The organism is Blastomonas natatoria (assembly GCF_003201955.1).
Classification (GTDB): domain Bacteria; phylum Pseudomonadota; class Alphaproteobacteria; order Sphingomonadales; family Sphingomonadaceae; genus Blastomonas; species Blastomonas natatoria.
This window is the reverse complement of sequence record NZ_QJJM01000002.1, coordinates 87,750-106,292: the sequence shown is the minus strand read 5'-3', so window position 1 is coordinate 106,292 and position 18,543 is coordinate 87,750. Positions and strand designations below refer to the sequence as shown.

18 protein-coding genes are annotated in these 18,543 nt (G+C 64.0%); 10 read left to right on the top strand and 8 right to left on the bottom strand.

Annotated elements, in window-relative coordinates; genetic code table 11:
- Positions 1-170: 170 nt before the first annotated feature.
- From C7451_RS03095 to C7451_RS03085, 3 genes are all read right to left on the bottom strand, one after another.
- Positions 171-488 carry a hypothetical protein gene (locus C7451_RS03095; RefSeq protein WP_110297523.1) on the bottom strand — a complete coding sequence of 106 codons (318 nt, stop codon included), beginning with the start codon at positions 486-488 and terminating at the stop codon, positions 171-173.
- A gap of 90 nt (positions 489-578) precedes the next feature.
- Positions 579-1,028, bottom strand: coding sequence for a hypothetical protein (locus C7451_RS03090; protein ID WP_110297522.1), 450 nt, complete (start codon positions 1,026-1,028; stop codon positions 579-581).
- Positions 1,029-1,073: 45 nt separating this feature from the next.
- Positions 1,074-2,681: a phosphoenolpyruvate carboxykinase gene (locus C7451_RS03085; protein ID WP_110297521.1), complete on the bottom strand. Its 1,608-nt coding sequence runs from the start codon at positions 2,679-2,681 to the stop codon at positions 1,074-1,076.
- Positions 2,682-2,967: 286 nt separating this feature from the next.
- On the opposite strand from C7451_RS03085, the gene C7451_RS03080 reads away from it, so the two are divergent.
- The 7 genes from C7451_RS03080 (at position 2,968) to C7451_RS03050 (ending at position 8,349) form a co-directional block, all read left to right on the top strand.
- The gene (locus C7451_RS03080) at positions 2,968-3,675 is read left to right on the top strand and encodes a response regulator transcription factor (protein ID WP_110297520.1); all 708 of its coding nucleotides are present in this window, start codon (positions 2,968-2,970) and stop codon (positions 3,673-3,675) included.
- Positions 3,644-5,242 carry a sensor histidine kinase gene (locus C7451_RS03075; protein ID WP_110297519.1) on the top strand — a complete coding sequence of 533 codons (1,599 nt, stop codon included), beginning with the start codon at positions 3,644-3,646 and terminating at the stop codon, positions 5,240-5,242. Before C7451_RS03080 ends, C7451_RS03075 begins: the two co-directional genes overlap by 32 nt.
- 94 nt (positions 5,243-5,336) lie before the next feature.
- Positions 5,337-5,732, top strand: a complete 396-nt coding sequence (locus tag C7451_RS03070) for an HPr kinase/phosphorylase (protein ID WP_244181548.1) — start codon at positions 5,337-5,339, stop codon at positions 5,730-5,732.
- A 49-nt stretch (positions 5,733-5,781) separates the two neighbouring features.
- Positions 5,782-6,732: an RNase adapter RapZ gene (gene rapZ / locus C7451_RS03065; protein WP_110297517.1), complete on the top strand. Its 951-nt coding sequence runs from the start codon at positions 5,782-5,784 to the stop codon at positions 6,730-6,732.
- A gap of 105 nt (positions 6,733-6,837) precedes the next feature.
- A complete protein-coding gene (locus tag C7451_RS03060) occupies positions 6,838-7,248 on the top strand; it encodes a PTS sugar transporter subunit IIA (protein WP_110297516.1) in 411 nt (136 codons plus the stop codon).
- Positions 7,245-7,520 (top strand): HPr family phosphocarrier protein, encoded by a 276-nt coding sequence (locus C7451_RS03055; RefSeq protein WP_110297515.1) that lies wholly within the window; start codon positions 7,245-7,247, stop codon positions 7,518-7,520. The genes C7451_RS03060 and C7451_RS03055 overlap by 4 nt, the downstream gene beginning before the upstream one ends.
- A gap of 22 nt (positions 7,521-7,542) precedes the next feature.
- Positions 7,543-8,349, top strand: a complete 807-nt coding sequence (locus C7451_RS03050; RefSeq protein ID WP_110297514.1) for a TrmH family RNA methyltransferase — start codon at positions 7,543-7,545, stop codon at positions 8,347-8,349.
- Positions 8,350-8,369: 20 nt separating this feature from the next.
- Here the strand turns inward: C7451_RS03050 and purH are convergent, their stop codons facing one another.
- The 5 genes from purH to C7451_RS03025 all read right to left on the bottom strand — a co-directional run bounded on the left by purH (position 8,370) and on the right by C7451_RS03025 (position 14,801).
- Positions 8,370-9,959: a bifunctional phosphoribosylaminoimidazolecarboxamide formyltransferase/IMP cyclohydrolase gene (gene purH / locus C7451_RS03045; RefSeq protein WP_110297513.1), complete on the bottom strand. Its 1,590-nt coding sequence runs from the start codon at positions 9,957-9,959 to the stop codon at positions 8,370-8,372.
- 4 nt (positions 9,960-9,963) lie between these two features.
- Positions 9,964-11,820: a heparinase II/III family protein gene (locus tag C7451_RS03040; protein ID WP_110297512.1), complete on the bottom strand. Its 1,857-nt coding sequence runs from the start codon at positions 11,818-11,820 to the stop codon at positions 9,964-9,966.
- Positions 11,817-12,479 carry a ribulose-phosphate 3-epimerase gene (gene rpe, locus C7451_RS03035; RefSeq protein WP_110297511.1) on the bottom strand — a complete coding sequence of 221 codons (663 nt, stop codon included), beginning with the start codon at positions 12,477-12,479 and terminating at the stop codon, positions 11,817-11,819. The genes C7451_RS03040 and rpe overlap by 4 nt, the downstream gene beginning before the upstream one ends.
- An 85-nt stretch (positions 12,480-12,564) precedes the next feature.
- Positions 12,565-13,851 carry an RsmB/NOP family class I SAM-dependent RNA methyltransferase gene (locus tag C7451_RS03030; RefSeq protein WP_110297510.1) on the bottom strand — a complete coding sequence of 429 codons (1,287 nt, stop codon included), beginning with the start codon at positions 13,849-13,851 and terminating at the stop codon, positions 12,565-12,567.
- A 74-nt stretch (positions 13,852-13,925) separates the two neighbouring features.
- A complete protein-coding gene (locus tag C7451_RS03025) occupies positions 13,926-14,801 on the bottom strand; it encodes a M48 family metalloprotease (protein WP_110297509.1) in 876 nt (291 codons plus the stop codon).
- A gap of 139 nt (positions 14,802-14,940) precedes the next feature.
- Here C7451_RS03025 and C7451_RS03020 point away from each other — a divergent pair, with 139 nt between their 5' ends.
- The 3 genes from C7451_RS03020 to C7451_RS03010 all read left to right on the top strand — a co-directional run bounded on the left by C7451_RS03020 (position 14,941) and on the right by C7451_RS03010 (position 18,537).
- Positions 14,941-15,120: a DUF1674 domain-containing protein gene (locus tag C7451_RS03020; RefSeq protein WP_110297508.1), complete on the top strand. Its 180-nt coding sequence runs from the start codon at positions 14,941-14,943 to the stop codon at positions 15,118-15,120.
- Between the two features lie 90 nt (positions 15,121-15,210).
- Positions 15,211-15,990, top strand: a complete 780-nt coding sequence (locus tag C7451_RS03015; RefSeq protein WP_110297507.1) for a Coq4 family protein — start codon at positions 15,211-15,213, stop codon at positions 15,988-15,990.
- Between the two features lie 153 nt (positions 15,991-16,143).
- Positions 16,144-18,537, top strand: a complete 2,394-nt coding sequence (locus tag C7451_RS03010; RefSeq protein ID WP_244181547.1) for a M1 family metallopeptidase — start codon at positions 16,144-16,146, stop codon at positions 18,535-18,537.
- Positions 18,538-18,543 lie beyond the last annotated feature (6 nt).

The following is an 18,543-nucleotide window of genomic DNA, read 5'->3' as shown; positions in this document are numbered from 1 at the left end:
ACGCCTTGCCACCGCGCTTCCCCTCCACCCCCGACCTTCGGTCGGCGGTCCCCCTCCCCGAGACAAGCTCGGGGAGGATTTGAAGCGGAGCCTCAGCAATCTCCCCTCCCGCACGCGGGAAGGGAGAGGTGGCTGGGCCTGCGGTCGCCTCTAGCGGATCGAGACGTGGCTTACTGCCCCGTGAACTTCTTCGCGAAGCCCATGATGTCGTTGACCGGGTTGCCGTCGCCGTCGCGGTCGATAAAGCCGCTGATCTTCTTGAGCGCGTCCTCGCCGCCGACCTGGGCGAGCAGTTGCTGCAGCTTGTCCATCGGCAGGCCGGTCGATTGTGCTGCGCTGGTCACCGTGTCGCCGGGCTGGGGCGCGGCCTTGCCGAGCGCGGCCATTGCGGCCTGGACCTGCGCTTCGCTGAGGCCCACCTGCTTGGCGAGGCCCGCAATCCTGTCCACGCCGCCCAGCTGGCCGACGATGTTGTTGAGGAAATCCATGCCTATTGCTCCCTATGCCCAATGCCATGCTCCGGCTCTCGCCAGAGAACGGCTGAAGTTATCATGGAGCAACCGGGGTCGCCATCGGCATCACTCGGGCAAGGCACCCACATCAGGTAAAATTACCGCACGCCGCGCCTCGACCGAGAACAGGGATTCGCGCGAATAGAAATGCAGCGGCCAGTTGCGGGCACCTTCGGGCGCGGTCAGCAGCACGTTGACGCGATCGACCAGGGGCTGCGACCCATCGCAGCGCCGATGAAACGCCGCCACGCCAACCGCATAGCAATGCGTGATCGTCGCATGGAAGCCGCTGCTGTCCGTATTGGGCGTGCCGGCACTGTCGTTGTGCCGCCGGATGATGCCGGGCAGGTCGTTCGCCAGACAGATATCGGGCCGCTCCGCCACCAGCCAGTAGCAGGCAGCAACATGCGCCTCGTGCGTCCACTCCTCGCGCGGCAGGCAGGAAGCGATCAGCCGCTCGCCAAGGTGGCGAACGGCTGTGCTGGAATCGAAAGATCTTATGCTGTGGTCGGTCATGATCGGGCTTTCAAGAACGAAGGCCCGATCGTGAACCGGGCCGGGTCAGGCGGCGACGGCCTGACGTTGCGGGGCGGCGGCGCGGACCGCCTCATCGACATGCTCTTCAAACTGCGCGAAATTGTCGATGAACTGGCCGACCAGCTTTTGCGCGGTGGCGTCGTAGTCCGCCTTGTCCGCCCACGTGCCGCGCGGATCGAGGATCGCACTGTCGACGCCCGGTACGCTGACCGGAACCTCGAAGCCGAAATTGGGATCGGTGCGGAATTCGGTATTGTTCAGGCTGCCATCGAGTGCGGCGTTGAGCAGCGCGCGCGTCGCCTTGATCGGCATGCGGCTGCCGACACCGTGCTTGCCGCCGGTCCAGCCGGTATTGACCAGCCAGCAGGTGACATTGCCCTTCGCGATGCGCTCTTTCAGCAGATTGCCATAGACCGAGGGGTGACGCGGCATGAACGGCGCACCGAAACAGGTCGAGAAGGTCGCCGAAGGCTCGGTCACGCCGATTTCGGTTCCGGCGACACGCGCGGTATAGCCCGACAGGAAGTGGTACATCGCCTGTTCGGGGGTCAGCCGCGCGATCGGCGGCAGCACGCCATAGGCATCGGCGGTGAGGAAGATGATGTTCTTCGGCACCGGGCCCAGATTGTCCTTCGACGTGTTGGGGATGAAGTCGATCGGGTAGGAACCGCGGCTGTTCTCGGCGAGCGAATTGTCCGCAAAGTCGAGCGTGCGGGTCGCCGGATCCATCACCACATTTTCCAGCACCGTGCCGAAGCGACCGGTGGTGGCGTAGATCTCGGGCTCGGCCTCGGGCGAGAGGTTGATCATCTTGGCATAGCAGCCGCCTTCGAAGTTGAACACGGCGGTGTCGGACCAGCCATGCTCGTCATCGCCGATCAGCGTGCGGCTGGCATCGGCGGAAAGCGTGGTCTTGCCGGTGCCCGACAGGCCGAAGAACACCGCAGTGTCGCCCTCGGGGCCGATATTGGCGGAACAATGCATCGGCATCACGCCCTTGGTCGGCAGCAGATAGTTGAGGATGCCGAAGACCGACTTCTTCATTTCGCCCGCATAGGCAGTGCCGCCGATCAGGATCAGCTTTTCGGTGAGGTTCACCGCAATCACGGTCTCGCTGCGCGTGCCATGCTTGGCGGGGTCGGCGCGGAAGCTGGGCAGGTCGATGATCGTGTATTCGGGCGCGAAATCGGACAGCTCCTCGGCCTTGGGGCGGACGAGCAGCGTGCGGATGAACTGGCTGTGCCAGGCGAATTCGTTGATCACCCGAACGTTTACGCGGTATTCGGGCTGCGAACCGCCGAACAGGTCCTGCACGTAAAGCTTGGGCTTTTCGGCGAGGAAGGCGAGGAAATCGGCCTTGAGCGTGGCGAAATTCTCGGGCGTCATCGCAACATTGGTCTTGCCCCACCAGACGGTGTTTTCGGTCTCGGCATCGCGGACGATGAACTTGTCGTTGGCGCTGCGGCCGGTGTGCTTGCCGGTTGCGACGACCAGCGCACCGCCCTTGGCCAGCGATCCCTCGCCGTTGCGCAGGGCCTCTTCGACCAGGGCTTCGGTGCCCAAATTCCAGTGCTGGTTGTCGGTTGCGGTAAAGCCCTGATCGGCAAGCGAAACTTTGGATTTAATGGCCACTGCTGAAATTCTCCCAATTTGATGCCGCCCTTGGCTGGTCTCGCGCGCACCCGCCAGCCTTTCTCGATTCCAGACGACTCACGCAGTCCTTCCCTCGTGATGCAATCGTCCAAGACCAGCGGTCGGGAGTCTGTCAATAGCTGCTACCGGTGTCATAACATGGGTGGTGCAATGTTATGGCCAGGGACCCAAAATGCTGCGTTGCGGCAATGGAATATAGCTGTTTACGCTAGGGCTGTGATATGCGACCGGGCACCCGGGACGGGCCAAGAGGATTCAACCACGCATGGCAGCAGTGATTGCGCTGGTCGATGACGACCGCAATATTCTGACTTCGGTATCGATTGCGCTGCAGGCGGAAGGATTTGTCACGCGGCTCTATTCGGATGGCGAGGCCGCGCTGAAGGCCATTGTCGACACGCCGCCAGACCTGTGCCTGTTCGACATCAAGATGCCGCGCATGGACGGGCTGGAACTGCTGCGCCGTGTCCGGGAGCATAGCGCCGTGCCGGTGATCTTCCTGACCTCGAAGGATGAGGAGCTGGACGAAGCGCTGGGCCTGGCCATGGGGGCCGACGATTACATCACCAAGCCTTTCTCGCAGCGGCTGCTGATTGCCCGGATCAAGGCGATCCTGCGCCGGGCCGAGCTGATGCGCGCGCCCGATGCGCCCAGTGACGAACCTGCCGCCGAACCGATCGTGAGAGGACGGCTGGAGATGGACCCTGCGCGGCACATGGTCAGCTGGGACGGCAAGCGCGTGACGCTGACCGTCACCGAATTCCTGATCCTTGAGGCGCTGGCTGCGCGGCCAGGGGTGGTGAAGAGCCGCAACCAGTTGATGGATGCGGCTTATCAGGACGATGTCTATGTCGATGACCGCACCATCGACAGCCATATCAAGCGGCTGCGGCGCAAGTTCCGCGAGGTCGATCCCGAATTTTCCGCAATCGATACCCTGTATGGCGCCGGCTACCGATTCGCCGGAGAATAATCCGCCTTCGCTGCGGCTCGGCTGGACCAGGCGGGTTTCGCTGACCTGGCGGATCCTGGCAGTGAACGTGTTCGCCATCGCCATGCTCGGCGGCGGCCTTCTCTATCTCGACAGCTATCGCGAGCAGATCATCCAGGAGCGGCTGGAGCAGGAACAGCAGAGCATCTGGCTGCTGGCTCACGCCTTGCAGAGCCTCGATCGAGGAGGTCGCGAGGCGATGGTGAAGGCGGTCAGCGATCGGTATGATTCGCGTATCCGCCTTTATAACCGGGCCGGCGGCCTTGTGCTCGACAGCTTTGCCCTTGCGCCGCCCACCTATCGTCTGCGCGACCCATCCGAAGAGCCCTGGCAGCGTCATGCGGCCCGGCTGCTCGATCAGGGCTTCGACTGGCTGGTCGATGCCCAGCGAGTCGACCGTTTTGCCGAACGCCGTCCTGACCGGATGCGCCAATGGCCGGAAGCGGCCGAGGCGGCGCGGACCGGGGCGGCGACGGCCCGCATGCGCTATGCGCCCGACCGCACCCCCATGATCACCGCTGCCATTGCCCTGCCGCGCGGCGACGGGGTGCTGCTGACCAGCTACAACGCCCGCGATATCACGCGCATCGTCCGGGCCGAGCGGTTCAATCTTTCGATGATCGTGCTGGCGACCGCGTTGGTATCGATCCTGTTCTCGCTGTTCCTGGCGCGTACCATTGTTCGACCGCTGCGGCGGCTGGCGAGCGCTGCGGTACGGGTGCGTCTCGGTCGGGCGCGCGAAGTCGTGGTGCCGCGCCTGCCATCGCGCGGTGACGAGATCGGCCTGCTGGCCCGGTCGCTTTCTGACATGAGCATGGCGCTCCGCCAGAAGATCGATGCGACCGAAGCCTTTGCTGCCGATGTCAGCCATGAGCTCAAGAATCCGCTGGCTTCGTTGCGCTCCGCTCTGGAGGGATTGGGCAGCGTCAAGGATGAGGGGCTGCGTGCGCAACTGTTCGAGATCGCATGCAGCGATGTGCGCAGGCTCGATCGGTTGATCACCGACATTTCCGAAGCCTCCCGGGTCGATGCGCAGCTCACGCGCACCCGGTTCGAGCCGATAGATCTGGGCGAGATGATCGAGAATCTCCTCGACCTGCGACGTTCGCGCGGTCTGAATCATGGCCGCGAAACCGCCTTTGCACGGCCGCGGCGCGGCGTGGCGGTCGTGATGGGGGAGGGCACGCGGCTGGAACGCGTGATCTCGAACCTGCTCGACAATGCCATCTCCTTCTCCCCGCCGGGCGGTCTGGTGCGGATCGAGGCGACGCAATTGCGCGGGCGGGTGCTCGTGCGGGTGATCGACGAAGGGCCCGGTGTCGAACCCAGCGAGCGCGAGGCCATCTTCCGCCGCTTTCACAGCGCCCGGCCGGAGGGCGAGGAGTTCGGGCAGCATAGCGGGCTGGGTCTGGCGATCGCACGCACGATCGTCGAGGGGCATCACGGCACGATCACCGTTGCCGACCGTGACGATGGGGCGCCGGGCGCCGTGTTCGAAATCTGCCTGCCTGCCAAGGATCAGCAGGAACTGCCCATTTCGCCGGCCTGAGCACGGCGCTAGCATTCGGACAGTTTCCGGAACGGAACCATTGGGGGAGGATGGCATGGGGCAGGGGGACAGTTGCACATATCCGGCCAGTTGCGTGAGCATTGGCGGCGCAGCACTGCTGATCAGCGGCGAATCGGGCATCGGCAAGTCCGAACTCGCGCTGGCGCTGATCGATCGCGGCGCCCGGCTGATCAGCGATGACCATACGGCGTTGCGTCGCACAGGGGAGCGGCTGATCGCCTCGGCTGCTCCCAATATCGGCGGGCTGATCGAAGTGCGCAATCTGGGTCTGCTGCCGGCCGAGCCCGGACCGGATAGCCCGGTGGCGCTGCTGATCGAACTCAATCGGGCCGCGCCACGCTGGATCGAGCGCAGCCAGCACCGGATGCTGCTGGGGCTGGATATCCCGGAGATCCTGCTTTCCCCCGACAGCCGTGTGCTGGCGATCAAGGCGGAAATGGCGTTGCAAGCCTATGGGCTGAAGGTCTAGTGCAGCAACGCGCGGAAAGGCCTCGCGCGTGTCGTGCCAGGGGTGGCCCATGACTGAACCGAGCGCATCTCCAGACCTTCCGGCCGAGACCGCACCGCACCGCGTGATGCTGGTCACCGGGCTTTCGGGGGCAGGCAAGTCGACCGCGCTCAAGACGCTCGAGGATCTGGGCTGGGAGGCAATCGACAATTTCCCGATCCGGCTGCTCCCGTTGCTGATGGACACGCCCCATGCCGTCCGCCGGTTCGGCGAGGAACGACCGCTGGCAATCGGCTTCGATACGCGCACGCGCGGTTTCGATCCCGGATCGATCGTTCGCCAGGTGCGCGATCTGGAGGAACGGCCCGAATATGCGATCAGCACGCTGTTTCTAGATTGCGCCGGACGCGAGTTGCAGCGGCGCTATGCCGAGACCCGTCGGCGTCATCCCCTTGCGCAGGACCGCTCGGCAGAAGCAGGAATTGCCGAGGAGCGCGAATGGCTGCAGCCGCTCAGGCGCTGGGCGGAAAACGTCATCGACACCACCGACATGCCCGTGTCGGACCTGCAGCAGGAGATCCGCCGCCGTTTCGCGCTCGAACAGTCGCCGACCAGCATCATCGTGACCAGCTTCGGTTTCGCGCGGGGCATGCCGCCCAGCGCCGACCTGGTGTTCGACATGCGCTTTCTGCGCAACCCCTATTGGGATCGCTCGCTGCGCGACATGACCGGGCTCGATGCTCCGGTTGGGGCTTTCGTCACCGAAGATCCTGCCTATCAGGGCGCAATCGACCGCATGGTCGATCTGCTGACATTCCTGCTGCCGCGTTATCAGGCGGCGGCCAAGGCTTATGTTCATATTGCCATCGGGTGTACCGGGGGGAGACACCGGTCGGTGTTCGTGGCTCAGGAGATCAGCAAATGCTTGCAAGCAGCAGGCTTTTGTCCCACTGTCCAGCATCGCAATCTGACGTCACGACCCACAGATGCCATAGAGGAAAGCCCCGCACCGCCTGCATGATGGCGGAAAGCCGGGCAGGGGAGAGATCGCTGAAAAGGCCTTGGGTCAGGGACTGACGTCAGCCATAGAGATTTCAAGATACAGCAACTGGTACAAACACCCCCCATGATCGGTCTTATTCTCGTCACCCATGGACGGCTCGCACAGGAATTTCTGGTCGCGATGGAACATGTGGTCGGCAAGCAGCAACATATTGAAACCATAGACATCGGCCCGAACGATGACATGGAACAGAGGCGGGCAGACATTGCCGCGGCCATCGTCAGGGTCGATACCGGAAAGGGTGTCATCATCCTGACCGACCTGTTCGGCGGCACGCCTTCCAACCTCGCCATCTCGCTGCTCGAGGCGGGCCGGGTCGAGGTGATTGCAGGCGTCAACCTGCCGATGCTGATCCGCCTGGAAGGTGCGCGCCGATCGATGAACGTGCGCGATGCTGTCGCTGCCGCGCGCGATGCCGGGCAGAAATATATCAGCGTCGCGTCCGATCTGCTGGGGCAGGAAAGCCCCCAATGAGCCAGCAGCAGACCGTGCAGATCACCAATGCACGAGGCCTGCACGCCCGGGCGAGCGCCAAGTTCGTAGGCGCCGTTGCTCGCCTGCCGCAAACCGTGAAGGTGCATGTCAGCAAGGACGATAACGAGGTCACCGGCAGCTCGATCATGGGCCTGATGATGCTGGGCGCAGCGCGCGGCGACAGCATCACCATTCGCGTCGAGGGCGAGGGCGAGGAGGCCGCGCTCAAGAAGCTGGTCGGCCTGGTCATGGACGGTTTCGGCGAGGACTGAACGTCCTTCCGGCCCCTCTGTCATGACGATTCATCGGCATCTCATCACCGGCTTTTCCAACCCCGCAGTCAAGGCTGCGCGGTCCTTGCGCGAAAAGAAGCATCGCAAGCGCGAGGGCCGTTTCCTTGCCGAGGGGCTCAGGCTGCTCACTGAGGCGCGCGAGGCCGGCATTGTTCCCGAAGCGCTGTGGCTCGGCCAGCAGCGCGACCCGCATCCGCTGGTCGATGCGCTCGAAGCGGCGGTCGTCGCGGCGGGTGGCACGATCTACGAGACCACCAGCGACATTCTTTCAAAGATCAGCGGCAAGGAAAATCCTCAGACGGTGCTGGGCGTGTTCGCCGATCTGCCGACATCGCTCGATGCGCTCGATCGCGGTCGTTCGGGCATCTGGCTGGTCGCGCAGTCGATGCGCGATCCGGGCAATCTCGGCACCATGCTGCGCACCTGCGACGCGGTGGGCGCGGGCGGACTGATCCTGGTCGACCAGTGCGTCGATCCGTTTTCGGTCGAGGCCGTTCGCGCGAGCATGGGTGCGGTGTTCACCGTTCCGGTAGCGCAGGCCGACTGGGGCGAATTCCTGCGCTGGCTGCGCGCCGGGCCGGGGCAACTGGTCGGCACCAGCCTCAACACCAGCTTCGATTATCGCGGGGCGGATTATGGCACGCCCTGCTTCCTGCTCATCGGCAACGAGGCGCAGGGGCTGCCGCCCGCCTATGAGGCGGAATGCGACCTGCTGGTCAAGATCCCGATGCTGGGCAAGGCGGACAGCCTGAACGCCGCGGTCGCCGCTGCCGTGATGGCCTATGAGGTTCTGGCCCGGCAGAGCTGAACTCCGCCGGGCCCGCCCGATCAGTGGCGGAAGTGGCGCATTCCGGTGAACACCATCGCCAGGCCCGCGTCGTCGGCGGCTGCAATGACCTCGTCATCGCGCATCGATCCGCCCGGCTGGATCACTGCGGTGGCACCCGCCTCGACCGCAGCCAGCAGGCCGTCGGCGAACGGGAAGAACGCATCCGATGCGACCGACGAGCCAACGGTGCGCGGCTCGCCCCAGCCGTAGGTTTCTGCCGCCTCGCGTGCCTTGGCCGCGGCGATGCGCGCAGAATCACGGCGGTTCATCTGGCCCGCACCGATCCCGGCAGTTGCGCCATCCTTGGCATAGACGATCGCGTTCGACTTGACGTGCTTGGCCACCGTCCAGGCGAACAGGCAGTCGGTCAGTTCCTGCTCGGTGGGCGCGCGCCTGGTGACGACCTTGAGGTCCTCGCGTGTGATCCGGCCATTGTCGCGCGACTGCACCAGCGCGCCGCCCGCGATCGTGCGCAGAGCCATGCCGCCGCGCGCCGGGTCCCACAGATCGCCGGTCAGGATCAGCCGCAGGTTCTTCTTCTTCGCGAATACGGCCTTGGCGGCGTCATCAGCATCGGGCGCGCAGACGACCTCCGTGAAGATGTCGCTGATCGCTTCGGCCGTAGGGCCATCGAGCGGGCGGTTGACCGCGATGATGCCGCCGAACGCGGACACGCTGTCGCACTGCAGCGCCGCCTTGTAGGCGCTGACCAGATTGTCACCGCTTGCCACGCCGCACGGATTGGCATGCTTGACGATAACCACGGTCGGCGGACCGTCGCGAAACTCTGCGACCAGCTCCAGCGCGGCATCGGCATCGTTCAGATTGTTGAAGCTCAGCTCCTTGCCCTGGACCTGACGATGATCGGCCAGCGATCCTCCGGGAGCGAAGGCGGGCAGATAGAGCGCCGCACTCTGGTGCGGGTTCTCGCCATAGCGCAGCGCCTGGCCCTTGCGGAACGGGACCGAGAGCTTTTCCGGATACATCTCGCCCTGATCGGCAAAGGCGAACCAGCTGGCGATCATTGCGTCATACTCGGCTGTGGCGGCATAGGCCTTGGCCGCCATCCTGCGACGGAAGGCCAGCGTGGTCGCGCCGCCGCTGGCCTGCATTTCTTCCGTCAGCGTCGCGTAATCGGCAGGATCGGTGACGATGGTGACAAAGGCATGGTTCTTGGCGGCAGAGCGCACCATGCTTGGGCCGCCGATATCGATATTCTCGATGATCTCATCACGTTCTGCGCCCTTGGCGACGGTGGCGGCGAAGGGATAGAGGTTGACGACGACCAGATCGATCGCGCCGATGCCATGCGCTTCCATCGCGGCGACATGCTCGGCATTGTCGCGCACGGCCAGCAGCCCGCCATGCACCATCGGGTGCAGCGTCTTGACGCGGCCGTCCATCATTTCGGGAAAGTCGGTGATCTCCGAAATGTCGCGCACGGCAAGGCCCGCATCGCGCAGGGCCTTGGCGGTGCCGCCGGTGGAGATCAGCTCCACGCCATGCGCCGCCAGAGTAGCGCCGAGTTCTGCCAGTCCGCTTTTGTCGGAGACGGAAAGCAGTGCGCGCTTGATCGCAATATCGGTCACGTGATTATCCCATTTGCTTGATGAGCCAGCCGTAATTGCCTCCACCCACCGAAGCGGTGCCGGACATGACAATTTGCTGGCTGGGCCTGATCTGCCCGTTTTCGTCTACCCAGAGGCTTTCCTCGAGCGTTACCTTGCTGGCGGCAGAGCGGAACTGCCACAAGGATCCATCGGCTACGCGCAGGAACACGCCCCAGCCATCGGTCGCCAGGTGCGCCTCCACGTCCACGCCAAGATGGAAGCGGATGGCAAAAGGCACATCGCCGTGCTTGCTGCGACCAAAACCGCGCTTGAGGCCGCTGCTGGTCAAGGGAAGCAGCACGTCTTCGCCGCGCAGCTCGCGGCCGTCGCTGCGCAACACGAGAAGGCGGCGATGGATCAGGCCGTAGCGCTTGGCATAGCCGTCATGCGTCATGTCGAGCCGCGCCGCATCGTCGCTGTCGCGCCGGTCGAGCTCTACCAGACCGACACCCTTGCCGAGTTGGCCCTTGGGCAGCACCGAAGTGCTGTTGGTGTCGTCAAGGCACAGGGTGGAGTGGGCGGCCGTCGCACGAAGACCCTTGGCGAGCTCGGGCGGCATGTCGGGCTGAACCGCGCTCGCACCTCCGCAATTGACGATCAGCCGGTGCGGGCCGTGGCTCATCTCGAACGCAAGGGTAGAGGCACAGCCCATCACTGCATGGCGAGCAATCGCTGGCGTTCCGGCATCGACCAGCACCACCGTGCGACCGGCGGGAACGCGCTGATAGCCCCAGTGCCTGGCATCGCGCAGCGGACGAGCACGGATACCGCTAGCCCGAATGAGCGTCGCCATCTTCTCGGCAGAAATCCCGGGCGCGCCTTGCCAGCTGCCGAGGCTGCCATCGTGATGGGTCAGCCCTTGCAGCGCCGGCACCGCGCGGCCGAGCGCCAGTTCCACGATCGGCGAGAGCAGTTCGTTTCGAGCGGCGTAGACGGCACGCAGCATCGATAGCACCTGGATCGCTTCGATCTGCGCCATCGGCGAACGCGACAATGCGCCGCCATCTTCGCCCATAAAGCCTTCGATTGCGCGCTTGAGCCCCGCTTCGCCAAAGATTCGGCGCGGCTCGCCATCGGGCAGCAGGAGCGATGCACCGACGACCCCCGCCCATGCGGTCACCCGTGCCAGACCCTCGGGCGCCTTGTCTGCCACATGATCCAGATGCCGCGCGGTGCTGGCAAAATTGCGCAGCACCCGCGAGCGATAGACGAGATCGCTGCTCGACAGGATCAAGGGCGCGTGCGCAGCGCAGTTGAGGATGCGGCGCGCGGCAAGGTCGGCGCGCCAGGCTGGATCGGCCACGGTTTCCAGATGGGCATCGAGCCAGGCATCGACCAGTTTTTCGGCGATCGGCACGCAGGTTTCGCGCGGCGCGGCGGCAGCGAGATCGCGCAACCAGGCAAAGCTGTGAATATAGTCGAGTGCTTCGGGTGGCGCCTGCAACGTGGCGAAATTGAGCTTGGCGAGTTCGATACGCTGGCCCGCAATCTGGAAAAATCCGGCGCGAATGGCCTTGCCGCGGCGCGCGTCGCCTGGGAACGGATCATCGGGCGCAGCCAGCAGGCGCAGCGGCGAGCGACCCTTCAACCGCAGCTTGTGCAGCGGCGTGCGCCAGGTCAGCCGGTAGAAATAATGCACCAGGCTTTCGGTTAGCGACAGCCCGCGATCATTTTCGACCCGAACCAGCTGCTTGGGCCCATTTGTCCGCGCACCATCCGTATCGATCAGATCTGGTCTAGGCTCATGGTCTGCGCCGATCAGCGGCAAGCGCCGTTCCTCTTCGCTGGCCTCGGCTGCACGGGCGCCTGTCCGGCGATTCTCGGACAGGACGTCGCTCATTGGCCCTTCAGTTCCCGGATATTGGCGGCATACCGATCCGGCCCACCCTTGAACGTCGCAGTGCCGGCCACCAGCACATTGGCCCCGGCGTTGACCGCCTGGGGTGCGGTGATGGTGTCAATGCCGCCATCGACCTCCAGATCGATGGCGCGGCCCGATTTCTCGATCATCTTCGCGATCGCCTCGATCTTGCGCAGCTGGCTGGAGATGAAGCTCTGCCCGCCAAAGCCGGGATTGACGCTCATCACCAGCACCAGATCGACATCGTCGATCAGATAGTCGAGCATCTTGGCCGGGGTAGCGGGGTTGAGCACCACACCCGCCTTCTTGCCCAGCGACTTGATCAACTGCACCGTGCGATGGACATGCGGCCCCGCTTCAGGATGCACGGTGATGATGTCCGCGCCTGCATCGGCAAAGGCCTGGATGTACAGATCGACCGGCGAGATCATCAGGTGCACGTCGAACGGCTTGGTCGTGTGCGGCCGCAGCGCCTTTACCACGGCCGGGCCGATGGTGATGTTCGGCACGAAATGCCCGTCCATCACGTCGATGTGGATCCAGTCGGCACCGGCGGTGTCAATGGCGCGGACTTCCTCACCCAGACGCGCGAAATCGGCGGACAGGATCGACGGGGCTATCAATGGCGGCTGCGGCATAGGCTTAGCCGCTTAAACCTCAACATCTTGTGGGGCAAGGCGCTTTGGCGCCCTTTTCCACATGATTTGGCCCATGCAGGAACAGTCAGCCGGTGTGTCGCAGCCGCGCCATGAAGAAGCCGTCCAAGCCGCCCGCGTCTAAAAGCATGCCGGGCAGTGTGCGAACCTGACCTGCAGCATCCGGTGCGACGCCTGCGGGCAGCTCCTGCTGCTGAACCGGGTCGATGGCATAGCGGCTGTCGTCCGCCAGGAACCGGGCGACGACATCTTCGCCCTCAGCCTTTTCGAGCGAACAGACGGCATAAACCAGCAATCCGCCGGGCCTGACCCAGTTGGATGCGCGCGCCAGCAGTTCGGCCTGTTGGGCAGCGCGATCCTCGATATGGCGGGGGGCGATGCGGTAGAGCACATCGGGGTGGCGGCGGAAAATGCCGGTCGCGCTGCACGGCGCATCGAGCAGTACGGCATCGGCCTGATCGTCGGGCCGCCATTCCAGAAGATTGGCAGTGACCGTGGCGGCATCGAGTGCGGTGCGCTTTAGATTCTGGCGCAGGCGCTTCAGACGCTTTTCCGAATTATCGAGCGCGGTTACCTGCCATCCGGCGGCAGCGAGTTGCATGGTCTTGCCGCCGGGGGCGGCGCACAGATCGAGCACGCTGCGTCCTTCGCCGCGACCCAGCAGCCGTGCCGGCAGGCTGGCGGCGAGATCCTGCACCCACCAGTCGCCCGATTCGAACCCTTCGATCTGCTCGATGGCTCCTGCGCGGGGCAGGCGAACATGACCAGGCGCCAGCGAAACTCCGCCGAGCTTGGCTGCGGTGGCTTCGCTGCGTGCAGCATCGGCGAGGCTCAGGTCCAGGGGCGGAGGGCTGCCCAGAGCCGCGCTGGCGGCCTCGGCCATCGTTTCGCCCCACAGGGCCGTCCAGCGATTGGCGGTGGCGGGCGGCAGCTCGGGTGCGGGCAGGGTGACATTGGCACGCATCAGGTTGCCGAAGACGCCATGCGCAAGCTTGCGCGGACCGCCTTGCAGCAGTGGTAGTGCGGTGGCGATGGTCGCATGCGGCGGGGTTTCCAGCGCCAAAGTCTGCGCCAGCATGATCCGCAGCACCATGCGCGCCTTGGCATCCTCGGCGAGCGGCAACTGGGTCATGCTGTCAATCAGCAGGTCGAGGCCCGGCAGATGCCGCAGCACTTCCCCGGCAATCGCCATGGCCAGCGCACGATCGGATCGGTCATCGATGCCCTGGCAGGCTGCGTGCTGTGCCACATCGAGGGACTCGCCTCGGCGCATCACGGCATCGAGCATCTTGAGCGCTGCTCGGCGGGCTGGCAGGCCGGGCGTTGCATCGGGGGGGGACAGGCGGTTGTTCATGCGCGGGCGTTAGGCTTGGTCGCGCAACAAATCAAATCCTCCCACAGCAAGCAGTGGGAGGACTTCGGTATAGCTCAGCCTCTTCCCAGCGGATCGAGCGCGCTGCCTCGGCGCGGGGCGACCGGAGCAGCGCCCTGCTCGCGTGCGATCGCCTCAAGCGCAGCGATACGATCGCCAGTATCGGGGTGCGTCGAGAACAGCGCCCGGACACCCGAGGGCACGATGTAGAGCTGCGCTGCAGCCGGATTGCGCTCCACCACCGGGTTCGGAATGCGCTGCGCCTGGTTGGAGATGCGCGCAAGGGCAGAAGCGAGCGCTAGCGGTTTTCCACTAATTTCCGCACCGCCCCGATCTGCACCGAATTCGCGCGTGCGGCTGATCGCCATCTGCACGATCATCGCGGCAAAGGGCGCGACCAGCACCGCGAGCATCGCCGCCCAGGGATTGCGGTTGTCGTCGCGGAAGAACAGGCCGAAATTGGCGAGCATCGAGACCGCGCCCGCAATCGTCGCGACCATGGTCATGATCAGCGTGTCGCGGTTCTTCACATGCGCCAGTTCGTGCGCCATCACCCCTTCGATCTCGTCGCGGCTCAGCATCGCCAGCAATCCCTTCGTGGCTGCAACCGCCGCATTTTCGGGATTGCGGCCTGTCGCGAATGCATTGGGCGCAGCCTGTTCGATAAGATAGACGCGGGGCATCGGCAGCCCGCCACGCTGGGCCAGCCGGGCGACGAGGTTGTAGAAGTCAGGATGGCTCTGTTCACTGACCTCGACGGCATTGTGCATCTTCAGCACGATCTTGTCGGCATTCCAGAAGGTGAACAGGTTCATTCCGCCTGCGAACAGCAAGGCAATGGCGGCGCCGCGCGGTCCACCCAGCGTAAAGCCCAGGGCCATGAACAGCGCGGTCAGCGCTGCCAGCAGCATGGTGGTCTTCAATCCGTTCATCTGACCTCTAAATCCTTGTGTGCGCGTTGCATGCCCGGTGCTTCACATTGCGCCCGGCACGCCCCATATGCCCGCAAGAAATGTAGGAATGCCGCGCCGGTTTTCAATCGATCGGCCGGCTCAGCCAAAGGGACGCAGCATGCCAGAAACACCCCGCGCCACGCGCCGCCCCGACCATGTCAAGCCGCCTGCGCATTGGGGCAAATCGCCACCGGTTCCTGCGCCCCAGCCGATTGCCCAGGGTGACGCCGAAGAGGCGGCCAAGGGTCCGACCCGGTTCGGCGATTGGGAGCACAAGGGCATCGCGATCGATTTCTGACGATCTGTCATGGCGGATGACACGACTTTTCAACCTTTGCGCCGCATGCTATTGACACCACTGTCAGTGAGAAGCCGTGCGAGGTAGACAATGTCCGAACCGATATTCCGTCATCCCGAGCGGCCCGTGCCGAAATTCCGCCCGTTCAGAGCGCTGCATCACTTTCGCAAGCTGATCGCGGACAAGGAAGACACCGAGCAGGTCTTCCACATCTTCCAGTGCCTGCCGCGATTAAAGCTGGTCGATGAAATTCGCAGCTTCGTGTACAGCGATTTCGGGCGCGAATTGCGGATCAGCGAGCCCTATCTGCCCGATATCCTCGATGATCACGACCGGTTGCGCGCGATGCCCAAGGGTAGCGTCGCGCATGCCTATGTCGATTTCATGGAGCGCGAGGGGCTGTCTGCGGCTGGTCTTGTCGCCGAATATGACCGGTTCCAGGGCAACCGCCGCTATGGCGACATGGTCGAATGGTATGTCAATCGCTTGCGCGACACGCACGACCTTCTGCATGTGCTGACCGGATATGGCCGCGACGCTCTGGGCGAGGCGTCGGTGCTGGCGTTCACTTATGGTCAGAACCCTTCACCCGGGAACATCTTCATCGCCTATATGGCAGCGCTCAACATCACGCGGACCATCCGGAGCGATGCACCGGTTTTCAAGGCGGTGGGGGAGGCAAAACGGCTGGGCAAGGCCTGTCCGCGCATCGCCGAACAATCGATGCTGTCGCTGCTCGCCGAGCCGCTGACAGAGGCCCGCAAGCGGCTGAATATCGACGAACCGCGCTATTACGCGATGGCACACCGGAAGCTGCGCGCCCAGGGAATCGACCCCTACAACCTGCTGGGGCAGCCACAGCCCGCTTGATCCGGCCGAGCAGCAGTTTGCAACGCACTGATTTTCCGGCCAGCATTTTGTCGCAATCCCTGCCGTCTGGGCATTGACCGTCATGCGATAGTATCACATGCAAGCGGCAACAATGATTCATGGGGGCGACTGCCCCTAAAATAGGGGGTCGCCTTGCGTCGCATTTCCGGATTTTCCGCTTCCCTGTTCGCGCTGGCTGTCGGTGCGATCGCTGCCCCGGCCATGGCCAGCCCGGTCGAGCAGACCAAGGGCAGCTACGAGGACAAGTTCCGCCAGCTCGAGGGCGAGGAATGGCCGACCCCAACCGACTATCGCAACGCGTCGGGCGCGCCTGGATATCGCTACTGGCAGCAGAAGGTGGATTACGACGTCAAGGCGCGGCTCGACGAGGCCAAGCGCACGGTCAGCGGCAGCCAGACCGTGCGTTATGTCAACAATTCGCCCGATGCCTTGCCCTATCTGTGGCTGCTGCTCGACCAGAATGACTACAAGCGCGATTCCATCGCGGCGATGACCGAGACGGTCTCGGGCGACAAGATCAGCCTTGCCGAAGTGCGGCGCATCAAGCGTATGCAGGAATGGGAAGGCGGCTTCACCATCTCTGCCGTGCGCGATGCCAGCGGCCGGGCGCTGCCCTTTACCGTGGTCGACAGCCTGCTGCGCATCGATCTGGGCCAGGCGGTCGCGGCCAATGGCGGCGAGACCAGCTTTTCGATCGAATGGTCGTTTCCGATGGTCGAGAACAAGGTGGTCGGTGGCCGTTCGGGCTATGAATGCTTCACCCAGCCCGGCGAGGACGGCAATTGCATCTTTGAAGGCGCGCAATGGTTCCCGCGGCTCGCGGTCTATTCGGACTATGAAGGCTGGCACAACAAGGCGTTTCTCGGTTCGGGCGAGTTCACGCTCGAATTCGGCGATTATCGCGTCGCGCTCACTGTGCCTGCCGACCATGTCGTCGCCGCGACCGGCGTACTGCAGAATCCCGAGCAGGCGCTGACGGCCGCGCAGCGCCAGCGGCTCGAACAGGCCAAGTCTGCCACCAGCCCGGTCTATGTCGTGACTCCGCAAGAAGCGGTGGCGGCAGAGCGCAGCAAGGCATCGGGCGAGAAGACCTGGGTTTTTGCCGCAGAAAACGTCCGCGATTTCGGCTGGGCGTCGTCGCGCAAGTTCGCCTGGGACGCGATGGGCGTGAAACAGGATTATGCCGAGCAGCCGCTGGTCATGGCGATGAGCTTCTTCCCCAAGGAAGCGCGGCCGTTGTGGGATGCCTATTCGACGAAGTCGATCGCGCACACCATCGACGTCTATGGCAAGTTCGCCTTTCCCTATCCCTATCCGGTCGCGCAGTCGGTCAATGGCCCTGTAGGCGGGATGGAATATCCGATGATCACCTTCAACGGGCCTCGCCCGGTGAAGGACAAGAAGACCGGCAATCTCACCTATACCGAGCGCGCGAAATACGGGCTGATCGGCGTGGTGATCCACGAGATCGGCCACAACTGGTTCCCGATGATCGTCAATTCGGACGAGCGGCAATGGACCTGGATGGACGAGGGGCTCAATACCTTCCTGCAGTTCCAGGCCGAGCGGCTGTGGGACAAGGACTATCCGGCGCGGCGCGGCGAGCCCAAGGATATTGCCGAGTACATGCTGTCTACCAACCAGATGCCGCTGATGACGCAATCGGATTCGGTGCTGCAATTCGGCGCGAACGGCTATGGCAAGCCCGCCACGGCACTCACCATCCTGCGCGAGACGATCCTGGGCCGCGAACTGTTCGACCGCGCCTTCCGCGAATATGCGGAGCGCTGGCGGTTCAAGCATCCCACGCCCTATGATTTCTTCCGTACGATGGAGGAAAGCTCGGGCGTCGATCTCGACTGGTTCTGGCGCGGCTGGTTCTATTCGACCGACCATGTCGATATCGCGCTCGACAAGGTGGTGCGCGCGACGCTGGAGCCAGCCGACGCGACCGCTGCGGCGGCCGAGCGCAAGAAGCGTCGCGATGCCGAACCCGGATCGCTCACCGCAGCACGCAATGCAGGGCAGCAGACGGTCATCGAGCGCGATCCTTCGACTCGGGATTTCTATGACAGCATCGACCCGCTGGATGCCACTGCGGCAGACAAGCGCAAGGCGGCAGAGGCCTTTGCCGACCTGACGGCGGAGGAAAAGGCGGCACGCCAGGTCACCGACAATTTCTATCGCTTCAGCTTCTCCAATCGCGGTGGCCTTGTCATGCCGGTCATTTTGAAGATGGATTTTTCTGACGGATCGAGCGAGACCGCGCGTATCCCGGCCGAAGTCTGGCGTTACAACCAGAAGGCGGTGACCTGGCAGTTCGTGACGCCCAAGACACTCACCCGCGCCGAGGTCGACCCGCTGTGGGAGACCGCCGATGCCGACCGGTCGAACAATGTCTATACCGGTCAGATCGACCCCAAGACCCTGGGCATCGACACGCCGGAAGAAGGCAAGAACCGCATGAAGGATTCGGATATGAAGGTCTTGCCGGATTCGCTTCGCACCTATGATGCACCGAAATGAGGCGTT

Coding starts and splice junctions, on each gene's coding strand:
- C7451_RS03095 (WP_110297523.1), bottom strand. CDS start 488: ATGGATTTCCTCAACAACATCGTCGGCCAGCTGGGCGGCGTGGACAGG.
- C7451_RS03090 (WP_110297522.1), bottom strand. CDS start 1,028: ATGACCGACCACAGCATAAGATCTTTCGATTCCAGCACAGCCGTTCGC.
- C7451_RS03080 (WP_110297520.1), top strand. CDS start 2,968: ATGGCAGCAGTGATTGCGCTGGTCGATGACGACCGCAATATTCTGACT.
- C7451_RS03075 (WP_110297519.1), top strand. CDS start 3,644: ATGGCGCCGGCTACCGATTCGCCGGAGAATAATCCGCCTTCGCTGCGG.
- rapZ (WP_110297517.1), top strand. CDS start 5,782: ATGACTGAACCGAGCGCATCTCCAGACCTTCCGGCCGAGACCGCACCG.
- C7451_RS03060 (WP_110297516.1), top strand. CDS start 6,838: ATGATCGGTCTTATTCTCGTCACCCATGGACGGCTCGCACAGGAATTT.
- C7451_RS03055 (WP_110297515.1), top strand. CDS start 7,245: ATGAGCCAGCAGCAGACCGTGCAGATCACCAATGCACGAGGCCTGCAC.
- C7451_RS03050 (WP_110297514.1), top strand. CDS start 7,543: ATGACGATTCATCGGCATCTCATCACCGGCTTTTCCAACCCCGCAGTC.
- C7451_RS03040 (WP_110297512.1), bottom strand. CDS start 11,820: ATGAGCGACGTCCTGTCCGAGAATCGCCGGACAGGCGCCCGTGCAGCC.
- rpe (WP_110297511.1), bottom strand. CDS start 12,479: ATGCCGCAGCCGCCATTGATAGCCCCGTCGATCCTGTCCGCCGATTTC.
- C7451_RS03030 (WP_110297510.1), bottom strand. CDS start 13,851: ATGAACAACCGCCTGTCCCCCCCCGATGCAACGCCCGGCCTGCCAGCC.
- C7451_RS03025 (WP_110297509.1), bottom strand. CDS start 14,801: ATGAACGGATTGAAGACCACCATGCTGCTGGCAGCGCTGACCGCGCTG.
- C7451_RS03020 (WP_110297508.1), top strand. CDS start 14,941: ATGCCAGAAACACCCCGCGCCACGCGCCGCCCCGACCATGTCAAGCCG.
- C7451_RS03015 (WP_110297507.1), top strand. CDS start 15,211: ATGTCCGAACCGATATTCCGTCATCCCGAGCGGCCCGTGCCGAAATTC.